This is a genomic window from Massilia agri (genome assembly GCF_024753255.1).
GTDB classification, from domain to species: domain Bacteria; phylum Pseudomonadota; class Gammaproteobacteria; order Burkholderiales; family Burkholderiaceae_D; genus Telluria; species Telluria agri.
Map to the genome: position 1 here is coordinate 133057 of NZ_JANUHA010000002.1, position 21810 is coordinate 154866.

Below are 21810 nucleotides of genomic sequence, written 5' to 3' on the forward strand. Positions count from 1 at the left end.
CGGTTCGGGAGGACGGGAAACGCTGGGCGCGCACGGCCACCGCCATGCTAGGAGATGCGGGCGGCGGTCACTGTGCGGTGGCGTACACAGGCGGCCGATGGGCCGGCCTGTGACACCGATGTGTCACGAGGCGATCGGTCTTTTGGCAGATCAGCCGGCCAGCGCCAGGCCACCGGCCACGTGCCAGCACTGGGCATGGCCGAGGCGGCGCAGGGTGCGCGCGGCGCGCGCGCTGCGGTTGCCGCTGCGGCAGACGAACACCAGGGGACGCGGCTGGTCGAGCCACTGTGCGGCCCGGCCGGCCAGCTCCGACAGCGGCACGTGCAGCGCCGCGCGCCCGTGCAGGCGGGCGGCGCCGGCGGTGTGCTCAGGCAGCTCGCGTACGTCGACCAGCAGGGCGTCGGGGTGCGATTCCAGGTAGGCGGCGGCGGAGACGGCATCCAGGTCGATGCCCTCGTCCGGCAGTGGGTCGATGCCCGGCCGCGACACCGCCGGTTCACCGATGCGGTGGCAGCACAGGGCGCTGCCGGCCACGCCGTCAAGGTTTGATGCGCCGAACACGAAGCGCACGTCCGCCAGGGCCAGGACGCCGTCTCGGGCGCGGCCGAACAAGAAGGCGTCGCCGCGCTGCACCAGGAGGTCCTGGCCGAGGGCGATGCCCGCGCCCTCGCCCGGCCAGCCGGGTGTGACGTTCATCAGTTCCCCCAGCGCGTCGGCGCCGCCGGCGCCATGGCTGGTGTCGAAGCAGGCGAGCAGGCGACAACAGCAGGCGCGCAGGCCGGCCGCGATGCGCGGCGCCAGCGCCGCCGGCGGATCGATCGCGATGCATGCGCTGCCCGCTTCGTCGAACAGCAGCCAGCCGCTGGCCCCGAAGGATTCGAGCTGCTGCAGCATGGCGGCGGGACGCGCCTCGAGCAAGGCGTGGCCGCAGCGCAGGATGCGCTCGCAGGCGGCTTCGATGAAGGCCTCGTCCGCGAGGGGACCGAAGGACAGGCGCACCGCGGAAGCGCTGCAGGCCGCCGGCACGCCCATCGCATCCAGCACATAGCTGGGCGCGGCCTTGGAAGCCGAACAGGCCGATCCGGCGCTGACACGCACACCGGCGGCGTCGAACACGTCGAGCAGTTCCTTGCTGCTCACGCCCGGCACCGAGAAGTTCAGGGTGGTCGGCAGCGTCTGCGCCAGCGGCGCGTTGAAGACCAGGCCAGGGAAGGCGTTGAGCAGGGCGGCGGCCAGGCGCTCGCGCATGGCCAGCAGCTGGCCATGGGTGCGGAAGGTGCCGCCCGCCTCCAGCGCCGCCAGGACGGCGCCCAGGGCCGCGATGCCGCTCATGTTCTCGGTGCCGGAACGCTGTCCGGCTTCCTGCCCGCCGCCGCACATCAGGGGCGTGTAGGGCGCGCCTTCGCGTACGTAAAGCAGGCCGATGCCCTTGGGCGCGTACAGCTTGTGGCCCGAGAAGGGGGCGTAGTCGATGCGGCTGCGATCGAGCTGCAGGGGCAGCTTGCCCAGCGTCTGCACGCAATCGACCATCCACAGGGCCGGGCTGGCGCTTTCCTTCAGGACGGCGGCGATGCCGTCCAGGTCGGACACCACGCCGGTCTCGTTGTTGGCGGCCATGGTGCACACAAAAGCGGCACGGGGCGCCAGTTCGCGCAGCACGTCGAGACGGTGCCGTCCGTCGGCGCCGACCGGCAGCGCGCGCAGCTCCAGGTTCAGGCCCAGCAGGCGGTTCCAGTGCGCCAGGCTTTCCGGCACCGCCTTGTGTTCGGTGGCGCCGTACAGCAGCAGGTCGCCGCAGACCTCGCCGTGCAGGCGGCGCTCGCGCACCGCGCACAGGGCCGACAGCACGGCGGTCTGGATGCCCTCGGTCGCCCCGCTCGTGAACATCACCCGCCCCGTCGCCGCGCCCAGTACCCTGCGCGCCAGTGCGCGGGTGCCGTCCAGCAGCGCCTTGGCGCGCAGGCCGGCGGCGTGGCTGCTGCTCGGGTTTCCGAAGCAGGTGTGCATGGCCGTGGTGGCGGCCTCGATGGCGGCCGGCAGGACCGGGGAAGTGGCGTTGGCGTCGAGGTACAGTTCGCTGTTCATAAACCAATTACAAAAAAGTAAATATTTGCTGCGGAGCGTGTTATTTTTAAGTAATATGTTACGGAGTCGTGCCGGTAAAGATATCCCAATTTTTCGCCTTTATGGCACATAATTGGCATATGTGTTCTCCACATATCGATATATGGAAAATGAACTCTCTCGACAAGTTTGATTGCGCTATTCTTGCTGCGTTGCAGGCGGATGCCACCCTCTCGATTTCCGGCCTCAGCGAAAAGGTCGGACTGTCCAGTACGCCCTGCTGGAAACGCGTCAAACGGCTCGAGGAAGAGGGCTATATCGAAAGCCGGGTCAGCATCGTCAACCGCGAGAAAGTCGGCCTGCCCGTCACCGTGTTCGTGAGCGTGCGCACCAGCGAACACGACGAGAAGTGGCTGGCCCGCTTCGCTTCGGCGGTGGTGGCGCTGCCCGAGGTGCTGGAATTCCACCGCATGAGCGGCGACGTCGACTACCTGCTCAAGGTCGTCACCACCGACATCGCCGGCTACGACCGCTTCTACAAGAAGCTGATCAAGGCGGCGCGCCTGACCGGCGTGTCCTCGGCCTTCTCCATGGAACAGATCAAGTGCACCACGGCGCTGCCGCTGGAGCTGATCTCGCACGGGCTACCGGCCTAGATTCTGCCGGGCGCGCGCTTCGCCCGGCCATCGATGTATGCGATGATGGCGTCCGTTAGAACACAACGGAGACCAAGGGAATGCCATCCAAACTGTCGCTGGCGCTCATCACTGCGCTGCTTGCCACCGCCACTTCCGCCAACGCCGCCGAACAGGTCGTGAAAATCGGCGTGAGCGGCCCGCTTTCGGGCTCGAATGCCTTCGCCGGCAAGGACAACGAGAACGGGGTGCGCCTCGCCATCGAGGAACTCAACGCACAGAAGCTGCAGGTGGGCGGCAACACGATCCGCTTCGAGCTGCAGTCCGAGGACGACGGCGGCGACCCGAAACAGGGCGTGACCGTGGCGCAGAAGTTCGCCGACGCCAAGGTGAAGTACGTGCTCGGCCCCTACAACTCGGGCGTGGCGATTCCCGCCTCGCGCGTCTACAACGACAACGGCATCCTGATGTCGACCGTCGGCACCAATCCGAAGATCACCGCAGCCGGCTATCCAACCGTGTTCCGCATCGTCGCCAGCGACACCCAGGTGGGTGGATCGGTGGCTGCCTACGCGGCCAAGGAACTGAAGGTGAAGAACGTCGGCGTGATCGACGACCGCACCGCCTTCGGCCAGGGCATCGCCATGGAATTCAAGCGCCAGGCGCAGGCGAACGGCATGAAGGTCGCCGGCCACGAGTACACCACCGACAAGGCCACCGACTTCGCCGCCATCCTCACCGCGCTGAAGGCCAGGCGCGTGGACGCGGTCTTCTTCGGCGGCTATGCCCCGCAGGCGGCCCCGATGGCGCGCCAGATGAAGGCGCTCGGCCTGAACGTGCCGCTGCTGGGGGGCGACACCCTGTGCAGCCCCGAGATGGCCAAGCTCGGCGGCCCGGCGGTCGGCGAGAACGTGCGCTGCGCCCAGGCCGGCGCCATCGTCGCCAAGCAGCCGGGCGGCCCGGCCTTCATCAACGGCTACAAGGCCCGCTTCAAGCGCGATCCCGACGTCTACGCGCCCTCCTTCTACGACCAGACCAAGTTCATCGCCCAGGCCATGAAGAGCGCGAACTCGGTCGACCCGGCCAAGGTCGGCGCGGCCATGCACACGATCAGCTACCAGGGCGTGGTCGGCACCTATGGCTACGACCCGAAGGGCAACCTGAAGAAGACCACGGTGACTGTCTATACCTTCAGGAACGGCGCCTTGACGCCGCTGGCAAGCTACTAAGGATTCGCAACGATGAAAACCCGATTGTCCCTGCTTACGCTGGCCGCTGCAGCGCTGCTGGCCTGCGCGCCGGCGGGCGCGGCGCAGCAGGCCGCCCCTGCCGTCAAGCCTGCACCCGCCGCGGCGACACCTGAATCGCGCCAGATCAACGCCCTGGCCGACGAGTACTACGAATCGCTCGCGCGCTTCGAGCCCGTCTGGGCCACCGAGAACGGCGACAGCCGCTTCAACGACCAGCTCGGCCTGTCGATCTCGCCCAAGGTGCGCCAGCAGCAGTTCGCACGCTACCGCAGCTACCTCAAGCGCCTGTCGAGCATTCCGCGCGACAAGCTGGGCCAGCGCGACCAGACCAGCTACGACATCCTCAAGTTCGAGCTCGACACGGCGCTGCGCCTGGCCGCCTTCCCCGAGCACCTGATCCCGATCGACCAGATGGTCAGCATGCCGGTGATCCTGGCGAACTACGCGAGCGGCCAGGGCGCCCAGCCCTTGAGCACGCCGCGCGAATACCGCGCCTACCTGAACCGCCTGGCGCAGCTGGTGACGCACATCGACCAGTCCATCGTCAACATGCGCGAAGGGATCAAGCGCGGCGTCGTGCAGCCGCGCGAGCCCATGCAGTCCGCCCTGCCCCAGTTCAGGCAGCTGGTCGCCGCCAAGGCCGAGGACAGCATCTTCTACACGCCGATCACCAATCTGCCGGCCAGCTTCACGGCGGCCGAGAAGCGCAGCCTGACGACGGCCTACCGCAAGACCATCGCCAACAAACTGAATCCGGCCTTGCGGCGCCTGTCGACCTTCCTCGAGAAGGACTACCTGCCCAAGACCCGCACCAGCGCCGGCTGGAACGCGCTGCCGAACGGCGCGGCCTGGTACGCGGCCCGGGTGGCGGGGATGACCACGACGAACCTCACGCCGGAGCAGATCCACGAGATCGGCGTCAAGGAAGTCGCGCGCATCCAGGGCGAGTACGGCGTCGTCGGACCGAAGATGGGCTATACCGGCCCGGCCGCCGGCCTGCCGCGCTGGGTATCGGAACAGCCGAAGTACAAGCCTTTCACCTCGGACCAGCAGGTGATCGACGTCTACCGCGAGCTCGACGCCAAGGTGCGCACCAAGCTGCCGGCGCTGTTCACCCTGATGCCGAAGTCGCCGCTCGACCTGCGCCTGGAACCGGAGCTGTCGCGCGCCACCGCCTCCGACCACTACACACCTCCGGCCGTGGACGGTTCGCGTCCGGGCGTGTTCTGGTCGGTGGTGAACGATCCGAAGCAGTACGGCAGCACCGGCATGGTGACCCTCTACCTGCACGAAGGCCAGCCGGGCCACCACTTCCACATCGCGCTGGTGCAGGAACTGGGCCTGCCGAACTTCCGCAAGTTCGGCGGCAACAATGCCTTCACCGAGGGCTGGGCGCTGTATGCGGAGACCTTGGGCAAGGAGATGGGCCTGTTCGAGAAGCCGGAAGATTATTTCGGCCACCTGAACGACGAGATGCTGCGCGCCGCCCGCCTGGTGGTCGATACCGGCCTGCACGCGAAGGGCTGGAGCCGCGCGAAAGCGATCCAGTATTTCCAGGATACGCTGGGTTATTCCGAGCCTGAGGCCCGCGCGCAGATCGAGCGCTATATGGTGTGGCCGGGCCAGGCGCTGGGCTACAAGATCGGTTCGCTGAAGATCATGGAGCTGCGCAAGCGCGCGGAAAGCGCGCTGGGCGAGAAATTCAGCCTGCCGAAGTTCCACGAGATCGTGCTGGGTGAAGGCACCTTGCCGCTGGCGGTGCTGGAGGCCAAGGTGGATCGCTGGATCGCCGCGAGCAGGTAATCTCGGCGCCAGATGCAAGGAACCGGGGCATGCCCCGGTTTTTTTACGCCTGCCGTAAATGCCACGCAAGCGGCGTGAAATCAAACCCCCTCCTTTGCAGGACCTCAGCTGAAGGAAATCCGCGCCGTTAACCCACGTATGAGCACCATATCGTCCCTCTCCCAGCTGCAGGCGGCCGCGCCCTATCCGGCCCCGTCCAGCCGTTCCGGCAGTGCCGTACAGGCTGCCGCCGCAGCGCCATCGGCCGTCGTCAAACTGAGCAAGGAAGGCCTCGCGGCAGCCGAGGAAGCGGCACAGAAACCCGTCACGACGGCCATGCGCTACAAGGACCTGGGTGCGGAACTGCTTGCGGCCTTCAGGAGCGGTCCTATCAAACCGGTAGCGGATGCGGCGATGCCGGAAGATGTCGACAACCGCTTCGCGCTCAGCGTCACGACGGCGAGCGGCGGGAAGGTCGACCTCGTGCTGGCCAATCTTGGTGACGAGATGTTCATGCGCGTGGATGCGGACGCGGACCTCGGCGAGGACGAGCGCGAAGCCCTGGCCGGCCTGGCGAAAGGCTTCCAGGCAGCGATCGACGGCATGGCGATCGACCCGCCCAGGATACGGCTCGGCGAACTCGCGCGCCTGCATCCCCTGCTCGAGTCGATCAAGCTGCGCGCCGAGGTGACGCTGCCGGGCGAGCCGGCCGAGCGGCAGTCGCTGGACCTGCACATCGATGCGGACCGGCGCTCGCTCGCCATCGACGGACCGCGCGGCGCAATCTCCCTCGCCATCGACACCGGCAAACTGGAACTGCTGGGCACGAAGCAGCAGCAGGCGCGGGCCATCGACACCTACCTGAAGGGCTTCGACCACGCCGTTCGCCGCGGGCATGGGAACACGGAACTGGCCACGATGTTCAAGGACGCGTTCAGCGACTTGAGCCGCACGTCAAACCGCGATGCGATCGAGACCGGCATGCCGGCAGGCGAACGCAAGCCCCTGTCGAAAGTGGACCGCGCCGTGTTGACCGGCCTGGCGGACTTCGAGGCTTCGGTCACCGGGACGCCACGCCAGGACAACCCGGCACGGCGCGAGGAAGTCACGGGTTTCCATTACGCGCTGTCGCAGGCCACGCGGACGGAAGAGAAGGATGCGCGGCGTTCCCTGTCGCAGGTGCAGAATTCGCAGCTGAAGGCGCAGTTCCACGAGGCGCTGAACAAGGGCGACCTCCCGGCTTTCGACTTCCGTTCCGAAACGCAGAACTACCGCTACCACGAGATCAACGACAGCGCGAGCAGTACGGTGTCCCTCGACTACAAGGATGGCCGCCTGACGGGAGCGCGCATGGAGCAGACGCTCAGCGAATCCGAGCGTGTGCGCAAATATGTGCTGGGCCGCCTGATGTCGGACGAGACGATACCGGGCCAGTATGTGCTGGTGCGCAACCTGATGGACGCGCTGGCGCCCTATCAGCCCGGACAAACAGGAAAGCTCGAAACGGACGACAGCAGGGAGAAGCGCTACCAGGGCACGCTCGATGCGCTGAACGAAGAGCTGGTCCTGCTGGGCACCCGGCTGGAGCTTGCCGACCGCGATGCGCGACTGTAGTCAGGCGGACGAGCGCAGGATCGCTGCAAGCCATTCCAGCGCATCCGGTGCGGCACCCAGGACCGAGATGTGACCATCCTCCGGCCCCCGCCACAGCTGCGCGGTCGGACAATGCCGGGCCAGCCATTCGCCATGCCCGAGCGGCGCAATGCGATCCTGCCCGCCGTGCAGGAGAAGCACTGGCGCAGCGATCCGCGCGAGGTCGACACCCCAGGGCGTGACATAAGCGATGTCATCGTCGACGAGGCCCGCCGGCCCGCTCGAGACGGCCGGGCCGACCACCTTGTCGAACCAGGACCACGGCCCGGACAAGGCCATCCAGTCGGCGTCCGTGAACAGCGTGGCATCGAATTCCGGGGCCGATTCCTCGTACGCCATCTTGGCCTCGCGTCCCGCCAGCGCCGCACGCAGATTGGCCTCGCCTTCCGCATGCATTCCCGCGAACCAGTCGAGTTCATCGGCTCCATAGGGCGCGAGGCCGGCGACACTGATGGCCGCAAGCACGCGGTCCGGCATGGCGGCAGCGCAAGCCAGCGCATGCGAGCCGCCGCCTGAATGCCCCATGACCGAAAAGCGCGCGATGCCCAGCAAATCGGCGATTGCAGCGACGTCCCGGGCGCTCGAGGCCAGGTCGCGCCCCGAGTGCTTGCTGGAACCGCCATAGCCGGGGCGGTCATAGCCGATCCAGCGCAGTCCCAGGCGCTCGGCATCGGCAAACAGCGGTTCGGGCGGCAGGCCGATGTTCGGCGTGCCATGCAGCCAGAACACCGGCTTGCCGTCCGGCGGTCCTTGGTCATGGAAGTGAAGCGTCCGTCCATCGTCGCGGCGCAGGATCCCGTCCCTCATCGACGTCTCCTCAAGCGCCCGTCGGCCTGGAGATATGCTGATGGGTCACCAGCCATTCGCCCGAGCGCTTCTGCAGGCAGAAGGTGGCCCTGACGAGGTCTGCGAAGGTCCTGCCGTCCTGCAGGGTGCCGCCGCATTTGATCAAGCCGCTCGCGAAAGCGACATCGCTTCCCGCCACCACATCCAGCCCGGTGAATTCGAAGGTGTCTTCTCCTTGCGTCTGCGGCTGCCAGCCGCTCCAGCTGGCGCGATAGGCGTCGGCTCCCTGGTAGAGCAAGGGTGGAAGGACATCGTAGATCAGCACATCGGGATCGTGCCCTTGCAGGATGGCGTCGCGTGCGCCGCTGCGGGTTGCGGTGGCCCAGTCCAGCAGGAGCTGGCGTACGCTTTCGGTGTCGGCAATATTCCGTTCCTGTTCCATCGTCGTTCCTTTCGGTTTGTCGGTGTGCCCAACAACGACGTTTGGGGAAACTGGGATTCGACAGCGGCGGGAAAAAAATGCGTCACCGGCAGACCCACTGCCTGGCTTCGCCGCCGGCGCCGCCGCGGGAAGCGCACTTGTGATGTCGAGAAATCTTACATGCCCTGGGGACACTATTTAGCTTGTCCAATAAAATCAAAGGCTTAGCGTGCTGGCACGTTATTTGCATTACATTGCGGAAATATTAGTTTAAGGAGTGCAATATGAGTGTATTTAACAACAAGATCTTTTCGTCCGCCCTGGCGCTTACCCTGTTGGCCGGCGCAGGCAGCGCCAGCGCCGGCGTCATCACCGGGAATTCCGATGGCAGCTTCTCCAATATCAGCAACTGCGCATCGCCCTATTGCCGCATCAAGGGCGGGACCGATGGCGGCAACACCGTGCTCGAATGGGGATATACCCCGGGCTGGTTCGGTACCGAGTGGTTCAGCAAACCCGGATCGACCCTGACTGCCAGGGACCGCAACTGGAACGTGTCGACCGACGCCGACGACGTGATCCTTGCCGAACTGGTGTGGACCAACCGCGCCACCAGTTCATCGGTCACCCCGAGTAGTTTCGGCGCCAGCTATACCCTCAACATCAACTTTTCCAAGCCGAACACGGCTGCGGATACGGAGCCGTTCAGCTTCACGATCCTCAATACCCAGAACAACGCGGGCGACAAGCTGATGGGCCTGTCCCTCAATGACCTGGGCAATCTCTCGTTCGCGCTGAATGGCATCGTGATGTCGGACATTAAATACCAGCTGGAAGCTGGCGCCTACGGCAGCTTCGACGGCAAGTATTGGACCACCCCGGAAGGCAAGACTTCGCGCATGTACATCACCGCGGACTTCAAGCGCGAGGAACTCAAGCAGCCGGACCCGGAAATCCGCCCGGTGCCGGAACCCGCTTCGCTGGCCCTGCTGGCCATCGGCCTGTCTGGTTTGGGCTTCCTGCGCCGCCGTACTTGATCAAGTGGCTCGCGAAGAAGAACTCGCTCCCTAATGGATATTGGTGAACATCACTTTCAGCTGATAAAGCGAAATCATGATGCTCACCACTTTAGCTACTGCTCGTCCGCCGACCACACCGCCAGCTCATAGCCATCCGGGTCGATGAAGTGGAAGCGCCGCCCGCCGGGAAAGGAAAAGACGTCCCGGCTGATGCGGCCTCCCGCTCCCGTGATCCTGTGCGCAGCTTGCTCCAGGTCGTCGGAATACAGGATGACCAGGGGACCGCCGGGTCGGACGTCTTCGCCGGTCGTGAAACCGCCCGTCAGCCGGCCATCCGTGAATTCAGTGTAGGCAGGACCGTAATCGACGAAGGTCCAGCCGAACACCTCGCCGTAAAACCGCTTGCTTCTGCCGATGTCCAGGACATTGAATTCGATGTTGTCGATCTGGCTTTCTTTACCGCGAATACTCATGGTGTCGCCTCAACGTCGTTGTACAAACAAGAATAGCGTGGCCGCGATCGGCAAAACTTGACAGACAGCCAGAGGCGGCGGTGCGCTCGAATCGCCGTCGAACTGGAAGACCTTCAAGCCAGCATGAACACCGGATAACGCCGCCACTCCGGCTCGCGATAGCGCTCGCAGTTCGCGAAGATGAAGTCCAGCACCGCTTCCTGGTTATCCAGCAGCGCCGGATTCGCTTCCTTCCACGCTTCGAACTTCGCCAGCAGCGCCGGCTCGTCATTCAAGAGCTCGGCCGCGTGGTCTTCGAACACGTAATCCGAATACGCTTCCTTCTTCTCCAGCACGCTGTTGAAGAAGCCCCAGCGGAAGAAGCTGTCGTGGGCCAGCGGCTCGAGGGTCTCGACCGCGTAGCGCGCATTGTCCTGGTCGAGCGGCACGATGTAGTCGCCCGCGCGCAGCAGCACCTCGCCGCGGCGCTTCTCCAGCACGACGTCATCATGGAACATATGGCCCTCATAGGCGTTCGGGCGCGAGGCCACGCTCACGATGTGGTAGTAGTCCACTTCCTGCATGCGGTCGGCTTCGACACGTTCCATGCGTACGCCGTTCCACTGCAGGCGCTCGATCGCCTCACGCCACTGCTGCGGCACCACGTAGGCGCGCGGCGCGGGAACGTGGATGTCGGCCGGGAAGCGGTTGTACCAGGCGATGTCGCGCTCCCACGGGCTCGTACGGTCGTACCACAGGCGCGTGTAGGTGCCCAGCACGCTCGGCTTGTACTTGGCCTCGTAGCCCTTGAAGCGGAAGCTGTCGGGATTGTCGGCATCCATCGTCCAGTGGATCGGCCACTCGGCGCGGGTGCGACCAAGCTGCTTTGCCGCGCGGCGCAGGGATTGAATCTGTTCGGCGTTCTGCACCGTGAAGGCGAGCGCGGTCTCGACCAGCGCGCGCATCGACTCGTAGCGGTCCTGGAAGGGCTTGAGCATGTGCGTCTCGGGCATGAAGCCGATCGTGTGGTGCAGGGCCGCGTAGCCGGTCGAGAAGCGCGCCGTTTCCAGGAAGTCGGCGATGCCGTGGTCCGGGCTGTCCTTGACCGGGTTCACGTAGGGGCAGGTCGGCCAGCCGCGCTCCTGCATCCCGGCGTACATCGCGGGCAGCATGGTGGAGCGCAGGAACTCGCCGAGTTCTCCGCCCAGCTTGTCCGGCTGGGTGTGGATCAGGGTCATGGTGTAGCTGTAGTCGGCGCCGTTGGAGGTGTGGGTGTCGACCATCACGTCCGGGTCCCAGGCCGTGAACAGCTTGTTGAAGACCTGGGCCGTGAGCGTGTCGCACTTGATGAAGTCGCGGTTCAGGTCGAGGTGGCGGCTGTTGCCGCGGAAGCCGAACTGCTCGGGGCCGTCCTGGTTCACGCGCGAAGTGTCGGCCCGATTCAGGCTGCCGTCGACGTTGTACAGCGGGACGAACAGGAAGACGGTTTTACCGAGCGCCGCGAGGCGCTCGGGCTGGGTGCAGAAGTCGCGCACCAGGGCCATGCAGGCGTCCACGCCTTCCGGTTCGCCCGGGTGGATGCCGTTGTTGTTGAAGAAGACCGGACGGCCCGTGCGCTTGATCTCCTCGCGGTCGAAGACGCCGTCGCTGCTCACCACGCCCGCGTGGATCGGCACGCCCGCGTCCGACACGCCCACCTCGAAGAAGCGCAGCACGCCGGGATGGCGCGCCGCGAGGTCCTGATACCAGGCGATGCATTCGGCATGGGTGGTGGTCTGGTTCAGGTTGCCCTTCTCGTAGGGCGTGCGCAGTTCGTTGGACATGGTCGTCTTTGTTGATGAGTGAATGCTTAAGTGGGTGCCGATGCGGGCGCCGGCGCACTGAGCGGCAGGGTGAAGGCCACCACGGTGCCGCCGCCCGGGCGCGAGCGCACGTCCATCGTGCCATGCACGGCGTAGACGCGCTCGCGCATGCCGATGATGCCGATGCCTTCCGAGACGCTGGCCGGATCGAAGCCGTTGCCGTCGTCGGCGACCACGATGCGCAGCGTCTGCGCGCTTTCGTCCAGCACCAGGCGTACCTGGGCCGAGGTCGCGTGGGAGTGCTTCATGATGTTCGACAGCGCTTCCTGCACGATGCGGTAGGCCGAGATGGCCAGCTCGTTCGACAGGCGCGAGAAGTCGCCCTCGCCGTGGAATTCGAAGCTGCAGCCGGAGCTGCTGTCGTAGTGGCGCGTCATCTCCTCGACCGCGCCGTGCAGGCCGAGCATGTCGAGCACTTCGGGGCGCAGGCGCCGCACCAGGCGGCGGCCGTTGGCGTAGAGGTCGAGCGCGAGCTTGGTGATGGCCTGCGACTTGCGGCCGATCTCCTCGATCTCCGGTCCAGGGGCCGCCTTGCTTGCCAAGGCGCCGATGGCCTGGGCTTCCAGGCGCGCGGCGATCAGGGACGCGTTCAGTTCGTCGTGGATCTCGACCGCGATGCTCTTCCTCTCGTCCTCGATGATGGAGTTGACCTTCTGGATCAGCTTGCGCTTGTCGGCGTCGGCGCGCAGCGCCTCGTTGCGCGAGGCGAGCAGGTCGCGGGTGCGCTCGGCCACCTTGTTCTCGAGGTCGCGCTTGGATTCGTCCAGCGCCAGCGACATCTCGCCGATCGAGGCCTGCAGCTCGCCGACCTCGCCGCCGGTCCTGACCGGCAGCTGCACGCGGTAGTCGCCGTTGCGGATGCGGCTCAAGGCGCCGATCGCCTCGCGCAGCGGCACCGTCAGCGAGCGCGCCAGCACCCAGGCCATCACGGCGCTGGCGGCCAGCGCCAGCGCGGCGATCGACAGCTCGAAGCGGAAGCGGCGGGTCTGCTTGGCCATCATGTTCGAGGGCGACATCGTCACGCGCACCCAGCCGACGATCTCGGTGGTGAGCGTCGGCGGACGCAGGTCGCTGGAGGCGGAGACGTGCGGGGTGCCGTTGTCGGTAAACAGGTTGATCCACACCACCTGCTTCTTGATCGGCGCCTCGTAGTGGAAGGGCTGGGCGTCGATGGCGGATTCGGAATTCACGCGCACGGCCTGGGCGCCGTCCACGCCCACCACCTCGATGCGGTAGATGCTGCTGTCGGACTGCACCAGGCCGTTGATGGTCAGGCGCAGGTCGGAGAGATTGCCGGAGATGACGTTGTATTCGCTGGTCTCGGCCAGCGCGCGCGCCAGGATGCGCCCGCGCTCGGCCAGTTCCTCGGTCACCTGGGCGCGGTGCGAGTACCAGGAATACCAGACGAAGGCGGTGAACAGGCAGACCACCGGCAGCATGGTGATGACGGTCATGCGCCGGCCGATGCTCCAGCTGCGCCAGAAACGCAGCGTCATGGCACGGGCGCCGGTGGAATGGGCGCCTGCGAGACGACCGGCGCGGCGGCGGCGGGCGCGGGGGCCGGTGCCGGCGCCCGACGCGCCGGATGGCGGGCGAAGCGGCGCGCGCCGTCGGTCACGCGCACGTCGAGGGAACGGGCCACGCCCTCGTTGACCACGGTGCGGAAGTAGCGCGGAAACTGCGGCGGGGCCAGCTCGCCGGTGGCAACAAAAGCGGCCGCGATCTCGGCGACTTGCGTGTTGATGTCCTCGATCTCCGAATAGGTGGTGGCCAGCGCGCCCACCTTCACCATGTCGGCCGAGAAGCCGATCACGCCCTGCTTGCGGCGGTAGGTCGAGAGCAGGATGTTGCGCACGTTCTCGGGGTTGTAAACGTCGCCGTCGGGCAGCGCCAGCAGCACCTCGGCGCGCGTCATGCCGTTGAGCGTGTGGTTGATGTCGTCGCCGGCGGCGAAGGGCTGCACCTCGACCTCGCTCTCCAGCGTCGTGCGCAGGAAAGCGGTGTCGCGGCCGAGGATGGCGCCCACCCGCACCGGACGCCCGTACAGCAGGGCCGCCAGGCGCAGCTGGTCGGCCGGCGCCGGCTCGGCGTAGACGGCCGTCAGCATCGCGGTGCGGTTGTTGGCCCTGGCGGTGAGGGCGCGCCAGACCTGGCTCGAGGTGAAGGCCGAGATGATCACGCAGTCGCAGCGGCGCGCCAGGGCGTCGCGCAGCGCGGTCGGGCCGATCGCCACGTAGAGCATGCGGCGACGCTGGGCCAGCTCGGTGCGGAAGGCGCCGAAGGTCGGCACCAGGCGCTTGTACAGGTCTTCGGCGATGCGGCGCGTGACCTCGCTGTCGTCGCCGGTGAGGATCTGGAAGCGGAAGCCCGTGACCTCGTCGTCACGCGCGGCCGCTTGCCCCGTGCCTGCCTGGGCAGCGCCGGCCAGCAGCGCAAGGACGCTCAGCGTCGCCAGGAGCGCGCGCGTGTTCCGCAGGAGAGACATTCGCTTAAGGCTCGATCAGGCCATGCTTCACGGCCAGCAGGGTGATGTTGGCCTGGCGGTGCACGCCCAGCTTTTCCTTGATCGACTGGCTGATGTTGCTGATGGTCTTGGTCGACAGGTCGAGCTTCTCGGCGATTTCCGCATTGGTCAGGCCCTCGGCCATCAGCTTGAAGATCTCCAGCCCGCGTTCATCGAGCTGCGACTGCGGCGTCACGTCGCCGCGCACCGCCATGCTGGCCAGGCGCGAGGCGATCTGCGGCAGGAAGTACAGCTTGCCGTCGTGGGCGTGGCGCACGGCGGTGACCAGGTCGGACGGGTCGCAATCCTTGGTCACGAAGGCGTGGGCGCCCATGCGGTAGGTTTCCTTGATCAGGCTGTCCTGGTCAAACTGGCTGAGGAAGATGATCTTCGCGCGCGGGTCGTCCTTGAGGATGCCCTGCGCCGCATCGAGGCCGGTGAGTTCGGTCCCGAAACGCATGTCGAGGATGACCACGTCGGGCTGCTGCGCGGCATACAGCGCCACCGCCTCGCTCGGGGTCTTGGCCTGCCCTACCACCTGCATGCCTGCCGCTTCGAGCGACATGGCAAAGCCGGTCATGACGATGGGATGGTCGTCGGCCAGCATCACGCGGATAGGTTTTTTCTGTTCGGACACCACTCTTCTGCTCCTGTTCTGGGACCCGCTTACGGTCGCCGTACCAATCTGTGGCAGCCAAGTGTGCCAGACGACAGAAAGGATGCGGGTTGCAAGAGGATTATTTCATACAACGGTCACGGACGCGAGTGCCGGTTTCATCACGCCGGCAGGCCAAGAACACTTACACATCGAAGCAAAATTACCAAGAAAGCGCTTTACTTATTGCTAGAGGCTGGCATATATTAGTTCCATCGGTTGTCTGATGCATATCTTTCCTGAAGCAAAAAGTTCTGCGATCCATGCGCAGGCGCAACAATAAGGAGATCGTCATGCACTTCTCGCAAATCAACGATGGGACCGGCGGCAAGGCCGGGAAGTTCGCCCTCGTGGCCGGCCTGCACGCGCTGGTGGCCATGGGCGTGGTCAATGTGATGAATTCGAAGGCGATCAGCATTCCGGCCCTGGTGCAAGACACGCTGGTCTGGGTCAAGCCGGACATTCCGCCGCCTCCGCCGCCGCCGGAACCGCCCAAGCCGCGCGTGGAAGTCGCCAAGCCGCCGATCGTGGTGCCGAAGGTGGAGGTCGAGGTGCCGCCGCCACCGATGGAGGAACAGGTGCAGGCCACCACCGAGCCGCAGCCGATGCCGGAGCCTGCGCAAGCCGCCGCCAGCGAGGCGCCGCCCAGCCAGGCGCCCGCCAGCAGCAATGCCGGCGCGATGCGCAGCGCCGTGCTGGCCGACGCCGACGGCTGCGCCAAGCCCGATTACCCGACGAGCGCCGCCCGCAACGGCGAGACCGGCACCGTGACCCTGGCCCTGATGGTCGGCGCCGACGGTCGCGTGCAGGATTCGCGCATCCAGAAGTCGAGCGGCTCGCGCGTGCTGGACCGCGCCGCGGTCAACGCCCTGAGCCTGTGCCAGTTCAAGCCGGCCATGAACAACGGCGTGGCCGAAGCCGGGTGGGCGCAGATCGCCTACGTCTGGACCCTCGACTAAGCACGACAGTTTCCCTACTTCGCCCGCTACAGCCTCCCAGCCTGGCGGGCTTTTTTTCGACTCGAAAGGAGCCGCTTCCCGCCGTACGCCCGTCGCACCCACAACAAGACAAACATTGGAGAGAGAAACATGCTTACCGCTGGACTACCGGCGGCGCCCGCGCGCGCCCTCGGCCTGGCCGCCTTCGCGGCCGTCTGCATCGCCCTGGCGCTGGCCTGGCTGGCCCGCCCGCACGACACGCCCGCATCGCCACCGGCGGCCATCGATACCACCCGCATGCAGCGCCACATGGCCAATCTCGCCGCTTCCACGCGGCCGATCGCCACCGACGCGAATGCCGCGGCGCGCGACTATATCGTCAACCAGCTGCGCGGCATGGGCCTGCAGGCCAGCGTGCAGCGCACCACGGTGCAGAAATCCACCGTCCAGTACTGGGGCGGCACCCACTACACGGTGGGCGTGGTCCACAACGTCGTGGCGCGCCTGTCCGGCAGCGCCCCGGACAGGGCGAAGCGCCCCGCCCTGCTGCTGGCCACGCACTACGACAGCGGGAAGACGACGCTGGGCGCCGCGCGTTCGGCCCTGCCGGCGGCTGCGCTGCTGGAGACGGCGCGCGCCCTGTCCGCCGGGCAGGCGCCACGGAACGATATCGTGATGCTGTTCGCCGACGGCGAGGAAGTCGGCGCCCTCGGCGCCCAGGGTTTCGCCGAGCGCCATCCGCTGGCGCGCCAGGTCGGGCTGGCGCTGCGCTTCGACAGCATGGGCAGCGGCGGCCCCCTGATGCTGCTCGATGCGAGCAATGCCGGCGGCAGCGTATTGAACGCCTTGCCGGATGCGGCGCCCGGCGTGGAAGGCTCGTCGCTGCTGGCGGGTTTGTACAGGCTGCGGCCGGAAACGCCGCGCGTCGGACCTCTCGGCCGGCTCGGCGCGCCGGCCCTGCTGTTCGCGAACACCGGCAAACCCTTCGACGGCGAGCGCACGCTCGATACCCTGGAGCGCCTGGAGACCGGCCTGCCGGCGCGGCTGGGCGATGCGATGCTGGGCCTGGCGCGCCACTACGGCGATGCCGACCTCGCGCGCGGCGCACATGGCGCCCGCGCCTGGTTCACGGTCCCGGGCCTGGGACGGGTGCAGCATTCGGCGATCCTGTGCTGGACCCTGGCGGCGCTGGCCGCCCTGATGCTGGTGCGCGGCTACCAGCAGGCGCTGGCGCGGTCCGAAGAAACGGTGGCCCCGCTGGTGCAGGGTTTCTTCGGCGTGGCGCTGGTGCTGCTGGCGGCGCGCATGGCGCTGTGGGAGCAGCGCGAGGAGGTGGCGGCGCTGACGCGCCTTAGCGACAGCGGGCCGGCATTGGCCTACACCATCGTCGGCGGCTGCCTGTTCGTCGCCGGACTCTACCTGATGCGCCGCTTCATGGGCGCGGCGCCGGTCTTCCTCGGGACCATGGCCTGGCTGCTGGTGGCGCTGGTGCTGGCGCTGCTGATCGCCCCCGAGACGGCCTACCTGCTGGCCTGGCCGCTGACGGCGGCGCTGGGCGCCTGGATGGTGCTGCCGCGCATATCGCACCTTGCGGCGCGCGTGCTGGTGCTGGCCGCGGGCCTGCTGCCGGCCCTGCTGCTGCTCGTCCCCGCCCTGGGTGAAACCTGGACGGCGCTGGCTCCGCGCGGCGTCTACCTGCCCTCGCTGGCGATCGCGGTGCTGCTGGCCTGCTTCGCCAGCCTGTTCCTGCTGCTGCCTGTCGGGCGCTACGTCGCGGCCGCGATGCTGCTCGCCTGCGCCGGCTGCCTGGCGCTGCCCACCCAGGCGGCACGTCCTGCGCCGATCGAAACGCCGGCCCTGGCACCGGACCGCCTGGTCTACTTCAAGGACATGAACAGCTGGCGCGCTTACTGGCTGGCGCCGCCGGATCCGCTCGACAGCTGGAGCAAGAACCTGTTCCCGCACCTCGCGAAGCCCTCGATCCACGTGGACGTCTTCGGCTGGCACAGCCCGCGCCAGTGGTTTTCGGTGGCGCCGCGTGAGGACGCCATCGCCTATCCGGAAGGCTACCTGCTGCGCATGCCCAGGCCGCGCAAGGAAGGCGGCCCGCGCCAGGTCGAGTTCACGCTGCGCTCGAAGAACCGGGCGCCCCACATCGAGCTGTGGGCGGCCGGCACCAAGCCGCTGGCCTCCACCGTCAACGGCCGCGCGCTCGGCAACAAGGAGACCATCTGGTCGATGTCGGTGTACGGGATGGAAGACACCCTGCTGCGCTTTACCTTCGACATCAAGTCCGAGGACCTGCTGGCGGTGGTGGTCGAGGAGCGCATCCCGGGCCTGCCGACCCACCTGCTCCCGCCCGGCGCGCCGAAGCGCATGCCGGGAACGGGCATGACGATATCGTCCGACGTGCTGCGGTTTTACTGATGGGTTGGCATACAATGCAAGACGCACCCGGTGTGCCAACCCTTTCAACTCTTGCAGCAGGATTCCATGTACAAGATCGTCTCCTCCCTTGCTTTCACCGCTCTCGCAGCCAGCCTGGCAGTGGCCTACCCGGCCCACGCCGCAGGCAAGGCGCAAGCCGCTACCGTCAAGGAAGCGCCGCTGCGCGCCCACCTGGCCTTCCTGTCGTCCGACGCCGTCGAAGGCCGCGGCACCGGCCAGCGCGGCGGTGAGCTGACCGTCACCTACCTCGAAACCCAGTCCGCCGCGATCGGCCTGCAGCCGGCCAACAACGGCAGCTACCGCCAGCCGGTCAAGATCGCCGGCGTGCGCTCGCTGCCCGCGAAGAGCAATCTCGGCATCACCGCCGGTGGCCAGGCGCTGCCGCTGCAGTTCGGCCCCGACTGGGTCTGGGGTCCGGGCGACGCCCAGGCCGACCACACCCTGGACGCCGAGCTGGTCTTCGTCGGCTACGGCATTCAAGCGCCGGAAGAGGGCTGGGACGACTTCAAGGGCCAGGACCTGAAGGGCAAGGTGCTGGTGATGATGGTGAACGATCCGAAGCCGACCGCCCTTGAGCCGAAGCGCTTCAACGGCGAAGGCCTGACCTACTACGGCCGCTGGACCTACAAGCTGGAAGAAGCGGCGCGCCAGGGCGCGGCCGGCGTCCTGCTGATCCACACCGACGCCTCGGCCTCCTACGGCTGGAGCGTGGTGCAGAACAGCTGGGCCAACGCCGAGCGCTTCCAGCTGGCCGAGGGCAAGCTGGGCACCGGCCTGCAGGGCTGGATGACCGACGCCACCGCGCGCAAGCTGTTCGCAGCCGGCGGCCAGGATCTCGACAAGCTGCGCGCCGCCGCCGAGGACAAGAACTTCAGGCCGGTCGTGCTGAACGCCCGCGTGAAGGGCGAGGCGCGCGCCGAAGTGCGCACGCTGAACGAATTCAATGTGGCCGGCGTGGTGCCGGGCACCGACCCGAAGCTCAAGGACGAAGTGGTGATCTACAGCGCCCACTGGGACCACATGGGCAAGCAGGGGACGGAAGGCGACACCATCTTCAACGGCGCCGTCGACAACGCCTCGGGCACCGCGGCCCTGCTGGCGATGGCCCAGGAAGCCGTACGCAACCCGGCCAAGCGCAGCCAGATGTTCCTGTGGGTGGCGGCCGAAGAGCAGGGCCTGCTGGGAAGCGCGGCCTATGCCGCCAAGCCGCTGTGGCCGATCGAGAAGACGGTGGCCAACCTGAACCTGGACAGCCTGAACTTCGTCGGCCTGGTGAAGGATGTTTCGACGCCTGGCAGCGAGCGTACCGACCTGGGCGCCCTGGCCGCAGCCACCGCCAGGAGCATGGGCCTGACGGTGGCGCCGTCGCGTCCCGACCTGGCGGGCGGCTACTTCCGCAGCGACCACTTCAGCTTCGCCAAGGCCGGCGTGCCGGCGTTCTCGGTGGGGGCGGGGCATGGCTGGGTGAAGGATGTGGAGGCAAGCAAGGCCAAGCAGGCGTCCTACCGCGCCAAGTATCACCAGGTGTCGGATGAGTACGATCCGAACTGGGACCTGTCGGGCATGGTGCAGCAGGCGCAGTTCACGCTGAACCTGGGCCGCATGGTGGCGGATTCGCCGAAGGCGCCGCAGTGGAAGGCGGGGGATCCGTTCGGCAAGGCCCGCACGTCCGCGAAATAGTAGGGTGCACGGCTTTGCCGTGCGCGCGTTCAAACCGTATATGAGCAGCGCTTACGTCTGTTCAAAGGGGAGTTGAACGCGCGGTCGGCGGAGCCGACCACCCTACGGTTCGCGGCAAGTCAAACGCCCTCGGCCGCCGGCAGCATCGACCCCGTCTCGCGGTATCGCACGTGCCACGAGAACGCCTTCTCCAGCACGTGCGGCGTCTGCCCTCCTCCCTTGCTCGCCTCTTCCACGTAGTCCTTCAGCATCTGCCGGTAAGGCTGGGCCACGCAGTTCTCGATGATGCGCTGCGCCCGTTCGCGTGGCGCCAGGCCGCGCAGGTCGGCCAGGCCCACTTCGGTGACGATGATGTCGACATCGTGTTCGTTGTGGTCGACGTGCGCCACCATCGGCACGATGCTCGAGATCTTGCCGCCCTTGGCCAGCGACTTGGTCGCGAACACGGACAGGTAGGCGTTGCGCGCGAAGTCGCCCGAGCCGCCGATGCCGTTCATCATGTGCGTGCCCTGCACGTGGGTCGAGTTCACGTTGCCGTAGATGTCGCACTCGAGCGCCGTGTTGATGGCGATGATGCCCAGGCGCCGGATCACCTCCGGATGGTTGCTCACCTCCTGGGGGCGCAGTACCAGGCGGTCCTTGTAGCGCTCGATGTCGCCGAACACCTGGCGCGCCTTGGCCTCCGACAGCGTGATGGAGGAACCCGAGGCGAAGTCCAGCTTGCCCGCGTCGAACAAATCGAAGGTCGAGTCCTGCAGCACTTCCGAGTACATGGTGAGGTTCCTGAACGGTCCGTCGATCAGGCCGCCGACCACGGCGTTGGCGATGGTGCCGATGCCGGCCTGGATCGGCATCAGGCGCTCGGTCAGGCGGCCCAATGCGATCTCTTCGTTGAAGAAGCCGATCAGGTGGCCCGCGATCGCCGCCGTCTCCGCGTCCGCCGGCAGGATGGTCGAGGCGCTATCCATCTTCTCGGTCATCACGATGGCGACGATCTTCTCGGGCGGGATCTCGATGGCCGTGGTGCCGATGCGGTCGTCCACGTTCATGAGCGGCATCGGTTCGCGGCGCGGGCGGTGCTTGGGGATGAAGATGTCATGCAGGCCCTCCAGGGCCGGCGACTGGCTCAGGTTGATCTCGACGATCACCTTCTCGGCCAGGATGGCGAAGCTGGCGCTGTTGCCGACCGAGGTCGTCGGAATGATGGCGCCGGTTTCCGTGATGGCGACCGCCTCGATCACGGCCACGTCGACCGGGGCGATCTGGCGGGTGCGCAGCAGTTCGACGGTCTCGGACAGGTGCTGGTCGACGAACATGACTTCGCCGCGGTTGATCGCCGCACGCAGCGCCGGGTCGGCCTGGAAGGGCATGCGGCGCGCCAGCACGCCAGATTCGGCCAGCGTTTTATCGATGTCGCTGCCCAGGGACGCCCCGGTCATCAGCGTGATTTTCAGGGGTTCGCTGCGGGCGCGCTCGGCCAGGGCGAGCGGCACCGCCTTGGCGTCGCCGGCGCGGGTGAAGCCGCTCATGCCGACGGTCATGCCGTCCCTGATCCATTCGGCCGCCCGGGCAGCGCTGGTGATCCGTTCGCGCAGTTGCGGCAGGCGGATGCGGTCGTGTTGAACGTGTTCGTCGTGGTGCATAAACGTCTCTTCAAAAACG

17 protein-coding genes are annotated in these 21810 nt (G+C 66.9%); 8 read left to right on the forward strand and 9 right to left on the reverse strand.

The window, feature by feature from the left end; genetic code table 11:
- Positions 1 to 150: 150 nt before the first annotated feature.
- On the reverse strand, positions 151 to 2085 hold the full coding sequence (locus tag NX780_RS03640) for an aminotransferase class V-fold PLP-dependent enzyme (RefSeq protein ID WP_258826496.1): 1935 nt from the start codon (positions 2083 to 2085) through the stop codon (positions 151 to 153).
- Between the two features lie 149 nt (positions 2086 to 2234).
- Here NX780_RS03640 and NX780_RS03645 point away from each other — a divergent pair, with 149 nt between their 5' ends.
- From NX780_RS03645 to NX780_RS03660, 4 genes are all read left to right on the forward strand, one after another.
- Positions 2235 to 2720, forward strand: a complete 486-nt coding sequence (locus tag NX780_RS03645; protein WP_258826497.1) for an Lrp/AsnC family transcriptional regulator — start codon at positions 2235 to 2237, stop codon at positions 2718 to 2720.
- Between the two features lie 80 nt (positions 2721 to 2800).
- The gene (locus tag NX780_RS03650; protein ID WP_258826498.1) at positions 2801 to 3928 is read left to right on the forward strand and encodes a branched-chain amino acid ABC transporter substrate-binding protein; all 1128 of its coding nucleotides are present in this window, start codon (positions 2801 to 2803) and stop codon (positions 3926 to 3928) included.
- A 12-nt stretch (positions 3929 to 3940) separates the two neighbouring features.
- A complete protein-coding gene (locus tag NX780_RS03655) occupies positions 3941 to 5752 on the forward strand; it encodes a DUF885 domain-containing protein (protein ID WP_258826499.1) in 1812 nt (603 codons plus the stop codon).
- A 138-nt stretch (positions 5753 to 5890) separates the two neighbouring features.
- Positions 5891 to 7345 (forward strand): hypothetical protein, encoded by a 1455-nt coding sequence (locus NX780_RS03660; RefSeq protein ID WP_258826500.1) that lies wholly within the window; start codon positions 5891 to 5893, stop codon positions 7343 to 7345.
- On the opposite strand, the gene NX780_RS03665 is transcribed toward NX780_RS03660, so the two are convergent.
- Complete coding sequence (locus tag NX780_RS03665) at positions 7346 to 8191, reverse strand: alpha/beta fold hydrolase (RefSeq protein WP_258826501.1); 846 nt, start codon at positions 8189 to 8191, stop codon at positions 7346 to 7348. It abuts the gene before it with no gap.
- 10 nt (positions 8192 to 8201) lie between these two features.
- Positions 8202 to 8612, reverse strand: coding sequence for a YybH family protein (locus tag NX780_RS03670; RefSeq protein ID WP_258826502.1), 411 nt, complete (start codon positions 8610 to 8612; stop codon positions 8202 to 8204).
- A 263-nt stretch (positions 8613 to 8875) separates the two neighbouring features.
- Here NX780_RS03670 and NX780_RS03675 point away from each other — a divergent pair, with 263 nt between their 5' ends.
- On the forward strand, positions 8876 to 9628 hold the full coding sequence (locus tag NX780_RS03675; RefSeq protein WP_258826503.1) for a choice-of-anchor K domain-containing protein: 753 nt from the start codon (positions 8876 to 8878) through the stop codon (positions 9626 to 9628).
- A 95-nt stretch (positions 9629 to 9723) separates the two neighbouring features.
- Here NX780_RS03675 and NX780_RS03680 read toward each other — a convergent pair whose 3' ends face one another.
- From NX780_RS03680 to NX780_RS03700, 5 genes are all read right to left on the reverse strand, one after another.
- Complete coding sequence (locus NX780_RS03680) at positions 9724 to 10083, reverse strand: VOC family protein (protein WP_258826504.1); 360 nt, start codon at positions 10081 to 10083, stop codon at positions 9724 to 9726.
- Between the two features lie 113 nt (positions 10084 to 10196).
- Complete coding sequence (locus tag NX780_RS03685; protein WP_258826505.1) at positions 10197 to 11885, reverse strand: M14 family zinc carboxypeptidase; 1689 nt, start codon at positions 11883 to 11885, stop codon at positions 10197 to 10199.
- A 26-nt stretch (positions 11886 to 11911) separates the two neighbouring features.
- The gene (locus NX780_RS03690; protein WP_258826506.1) at positions 11912 to 13420 is read right to left on the reverse strand and encodes a sensor histidine kinase; all 1509 of its coding nucleotides are present in this window, start codon (positions 13418 to 13420) and stop codon (positions 11912 to 11914) included.
- A complete protein-coding gene (locus tag NX780_RS03695; RefSeq protein WP_258826507.1) occupies positions 13417 to 14409 on the reverse strand; it encodes a hypothetical protein in 993 nt (330 codons plus the stop codon). The genes NX780_RS03690 and NX780_RS03695 overlap by 4 nt, the downstream gene beginning before the upstream one ends.
- A 4-nt stretch (positions 14410 to 14413) precedes the next feature.
- Complete coding sequence (locus NX780_RS03700) at positions 14414 to 15064, reverse strand: response regulator (RefSeq protein WP_258826508.1); 651 nt, start codon at positions 15062 to 15064, stop codon at positions 14414 to 14416.
- 311 nt (positions 15065 to 15375) lie between these two features.
- On the opposite strand from NX780_RS03700, the gene NX780_RS03705 reads away from it, so the two are divergent.
- The 3 genes from NX780_RS03705 to NX780_RS03715 all read left to right on the forward strand — a co-directional run bounded on the left by NX780_RS03705 (position 15376) and on the right by NX780_RS03715 (position 20148).
- A complete protein-coding gene (locus NX780_RS03705) occupies positions 15376 to 16041 on the forward strand; it encodes an energy transducer TonB (protein ID WP_258826509.1) in 666 nt (221 codons plus the stop codon).
- 129 nt (positions 16042 to 16170) lie between these two features.
- Positions 16171 to 18447: a M28 family peptidase gene (locus NX780_RS03710; RefSeq protein ID WP_258826510.1), complete on the forward strand. Its 2277-nt coding sequence runs from the start codon at positions 16171 to 16173 to the stop codon at positions 18445 to 18447.
- Positions 18448 to 18513: 66 nt separating this feature from the next.
- Positions 18514 to 20148: a M28 family peptidase gene (locus tag NX780_RS03715; RefSeq protein ID WP_258826511.1), complete on the forward strand. Its 1635-nt coding sequence runs from the start codon at positions 18514 to 18516 to the stop codon at positions 20146 to 20148.
- A gap of 119 nt (positions 20149 to 20267) precedes the next feature.
- On the opposite strand, the gene scpC is transcribed toward NX780_RS03715, so the two are convergent.
- Positions 20268 to 21791, reverse strand: coding sequence for a succinyl-CoA:acetate CoA-transferase ScpC (gene scpC / locus NX780_RS03720; protein WP_258826512.1), 1524 nt, complete (start codon positions 21789 to 21791; stop codon positions 20268 to 20270).
- Between the last annotated feature and the right edge of the window lie 19 nt (positions 21792 to 21810).

Excerpts from the sequence above, each read along its gene's own strand:
- NX780_RS03640 (WP_258826496.1), bottom strand. The coding sequence starts at position 2,085 with ATGAACAGCGAACTGTACCTCGACGCCAACGCCACTTCCCCGGTCCTG.
- NX780_RS03645 (WP_258826497.1), top strand. The coding sequence starts at position 2,235 with ATGAACTCTCTCGACAAGTTTGATTGCGCTATTCTTGCTGCGTTGCAG.
- NX780_RS03650 (WP_258826498.1), top strand. The coding sequence starts at position 2,801 with ATGCCATCCAAACTGTCGCTGGCGCTCATCACTGCGCTGCTTGCCACC.
- NX780_RS03655 (WP_258826499.1), top strand. The coding sequence starts at position 3,941 with ATGAAAACCCGATTGTCCCTGCTTACGCTGGCCGCTGCAGCGCTGCTG.
- NX780_RS03660 (WP_258826500.1), top strand. The coding sequence starts at position 5,891 with ATGAGCACCATATCGTCCCTCTCCCAGCTGCAGGCGGCCGCGCCCTAT.
- NX780_RS03665 (WP_258826501.1), bottom strand. The coding sequence starts at position 8,191 with ATGAGGGACGGGATCCTGCGCCGCGACGATGGACGGACGCTTCACTTC.
- NX780_RS03670 (WP_258826502.1), bottom strand. The coding sequence starts at position 8,612 with ATGGAACAGGAACGGAATATTGCCGACACCGAAAGCGTACGCCAGCTC.
- NX780_RS03675 (WP_258826503.1), top strand. The coding sequence starts at position 8,876 with ATGAGTGTATTTAACAACAAGATCTTTTCGTCCGCCCTGGCGCTTACC.
- NX780_RS03680 (WP_258826504.1), bottom strand. The coding sequence starts at position 10,083 with ATGAGTATTCGCGGTAAAGAAAGCCAGATCGACAACATCGAATTCAAT.
- NX780_RS03685 (WP_258826505.1), bottom strand. The coding sequence starts at position 11,885 with ATGTCCAACGAACTGCGCACGCCCTACGAGAAGGGCAACCTGAACCAG.
- NX780_RS03690 (WP_258826506.1), bottom strand. The coding sequence starts at position 13,420 with ATGACGCTGCGTTTCTGGCGCAGCTGGAGCATCGGCCGGCGCATGACC.
- NX780_RS03695 (WP_258826507.1), bottom strand. The coding sequence starts at position 14,409 with ATGTCTCTCCTGCGGAACACGCGCGCGCTCCTGGCGACGCTGAGCGTC.
- NX780_RS03705 (WP_258826509.1), top strand. The coding sequence starts at position 15,376 with ATGCACTTCTCGCAAATCAACGATGGGACCGGCGGCAAGGCCGGGAAG.
- NX780_RS03710 (WP_258826510.1), top strand. The coding sequence starts at position 16,171 with ATGCTTACCGCTGGACTACCGGCGGCGCCCGCGCGCGCCCTCGGCCTG.
- NX780_RS03715 (WP_258826511.1), top strand. The coding sequence starts at position 18,514 with ATGTACAAGATCGTCTCCTCCCTTGCTTTCACCGCTCTCGCAGCCAGC.
- scpC (WP_258826512.1), bottom strand. The coding sequence starts at position 21,791 with ATGCACCACGACGAACACGTTCAACACGACCGCATCCGCCTGCCGCAA.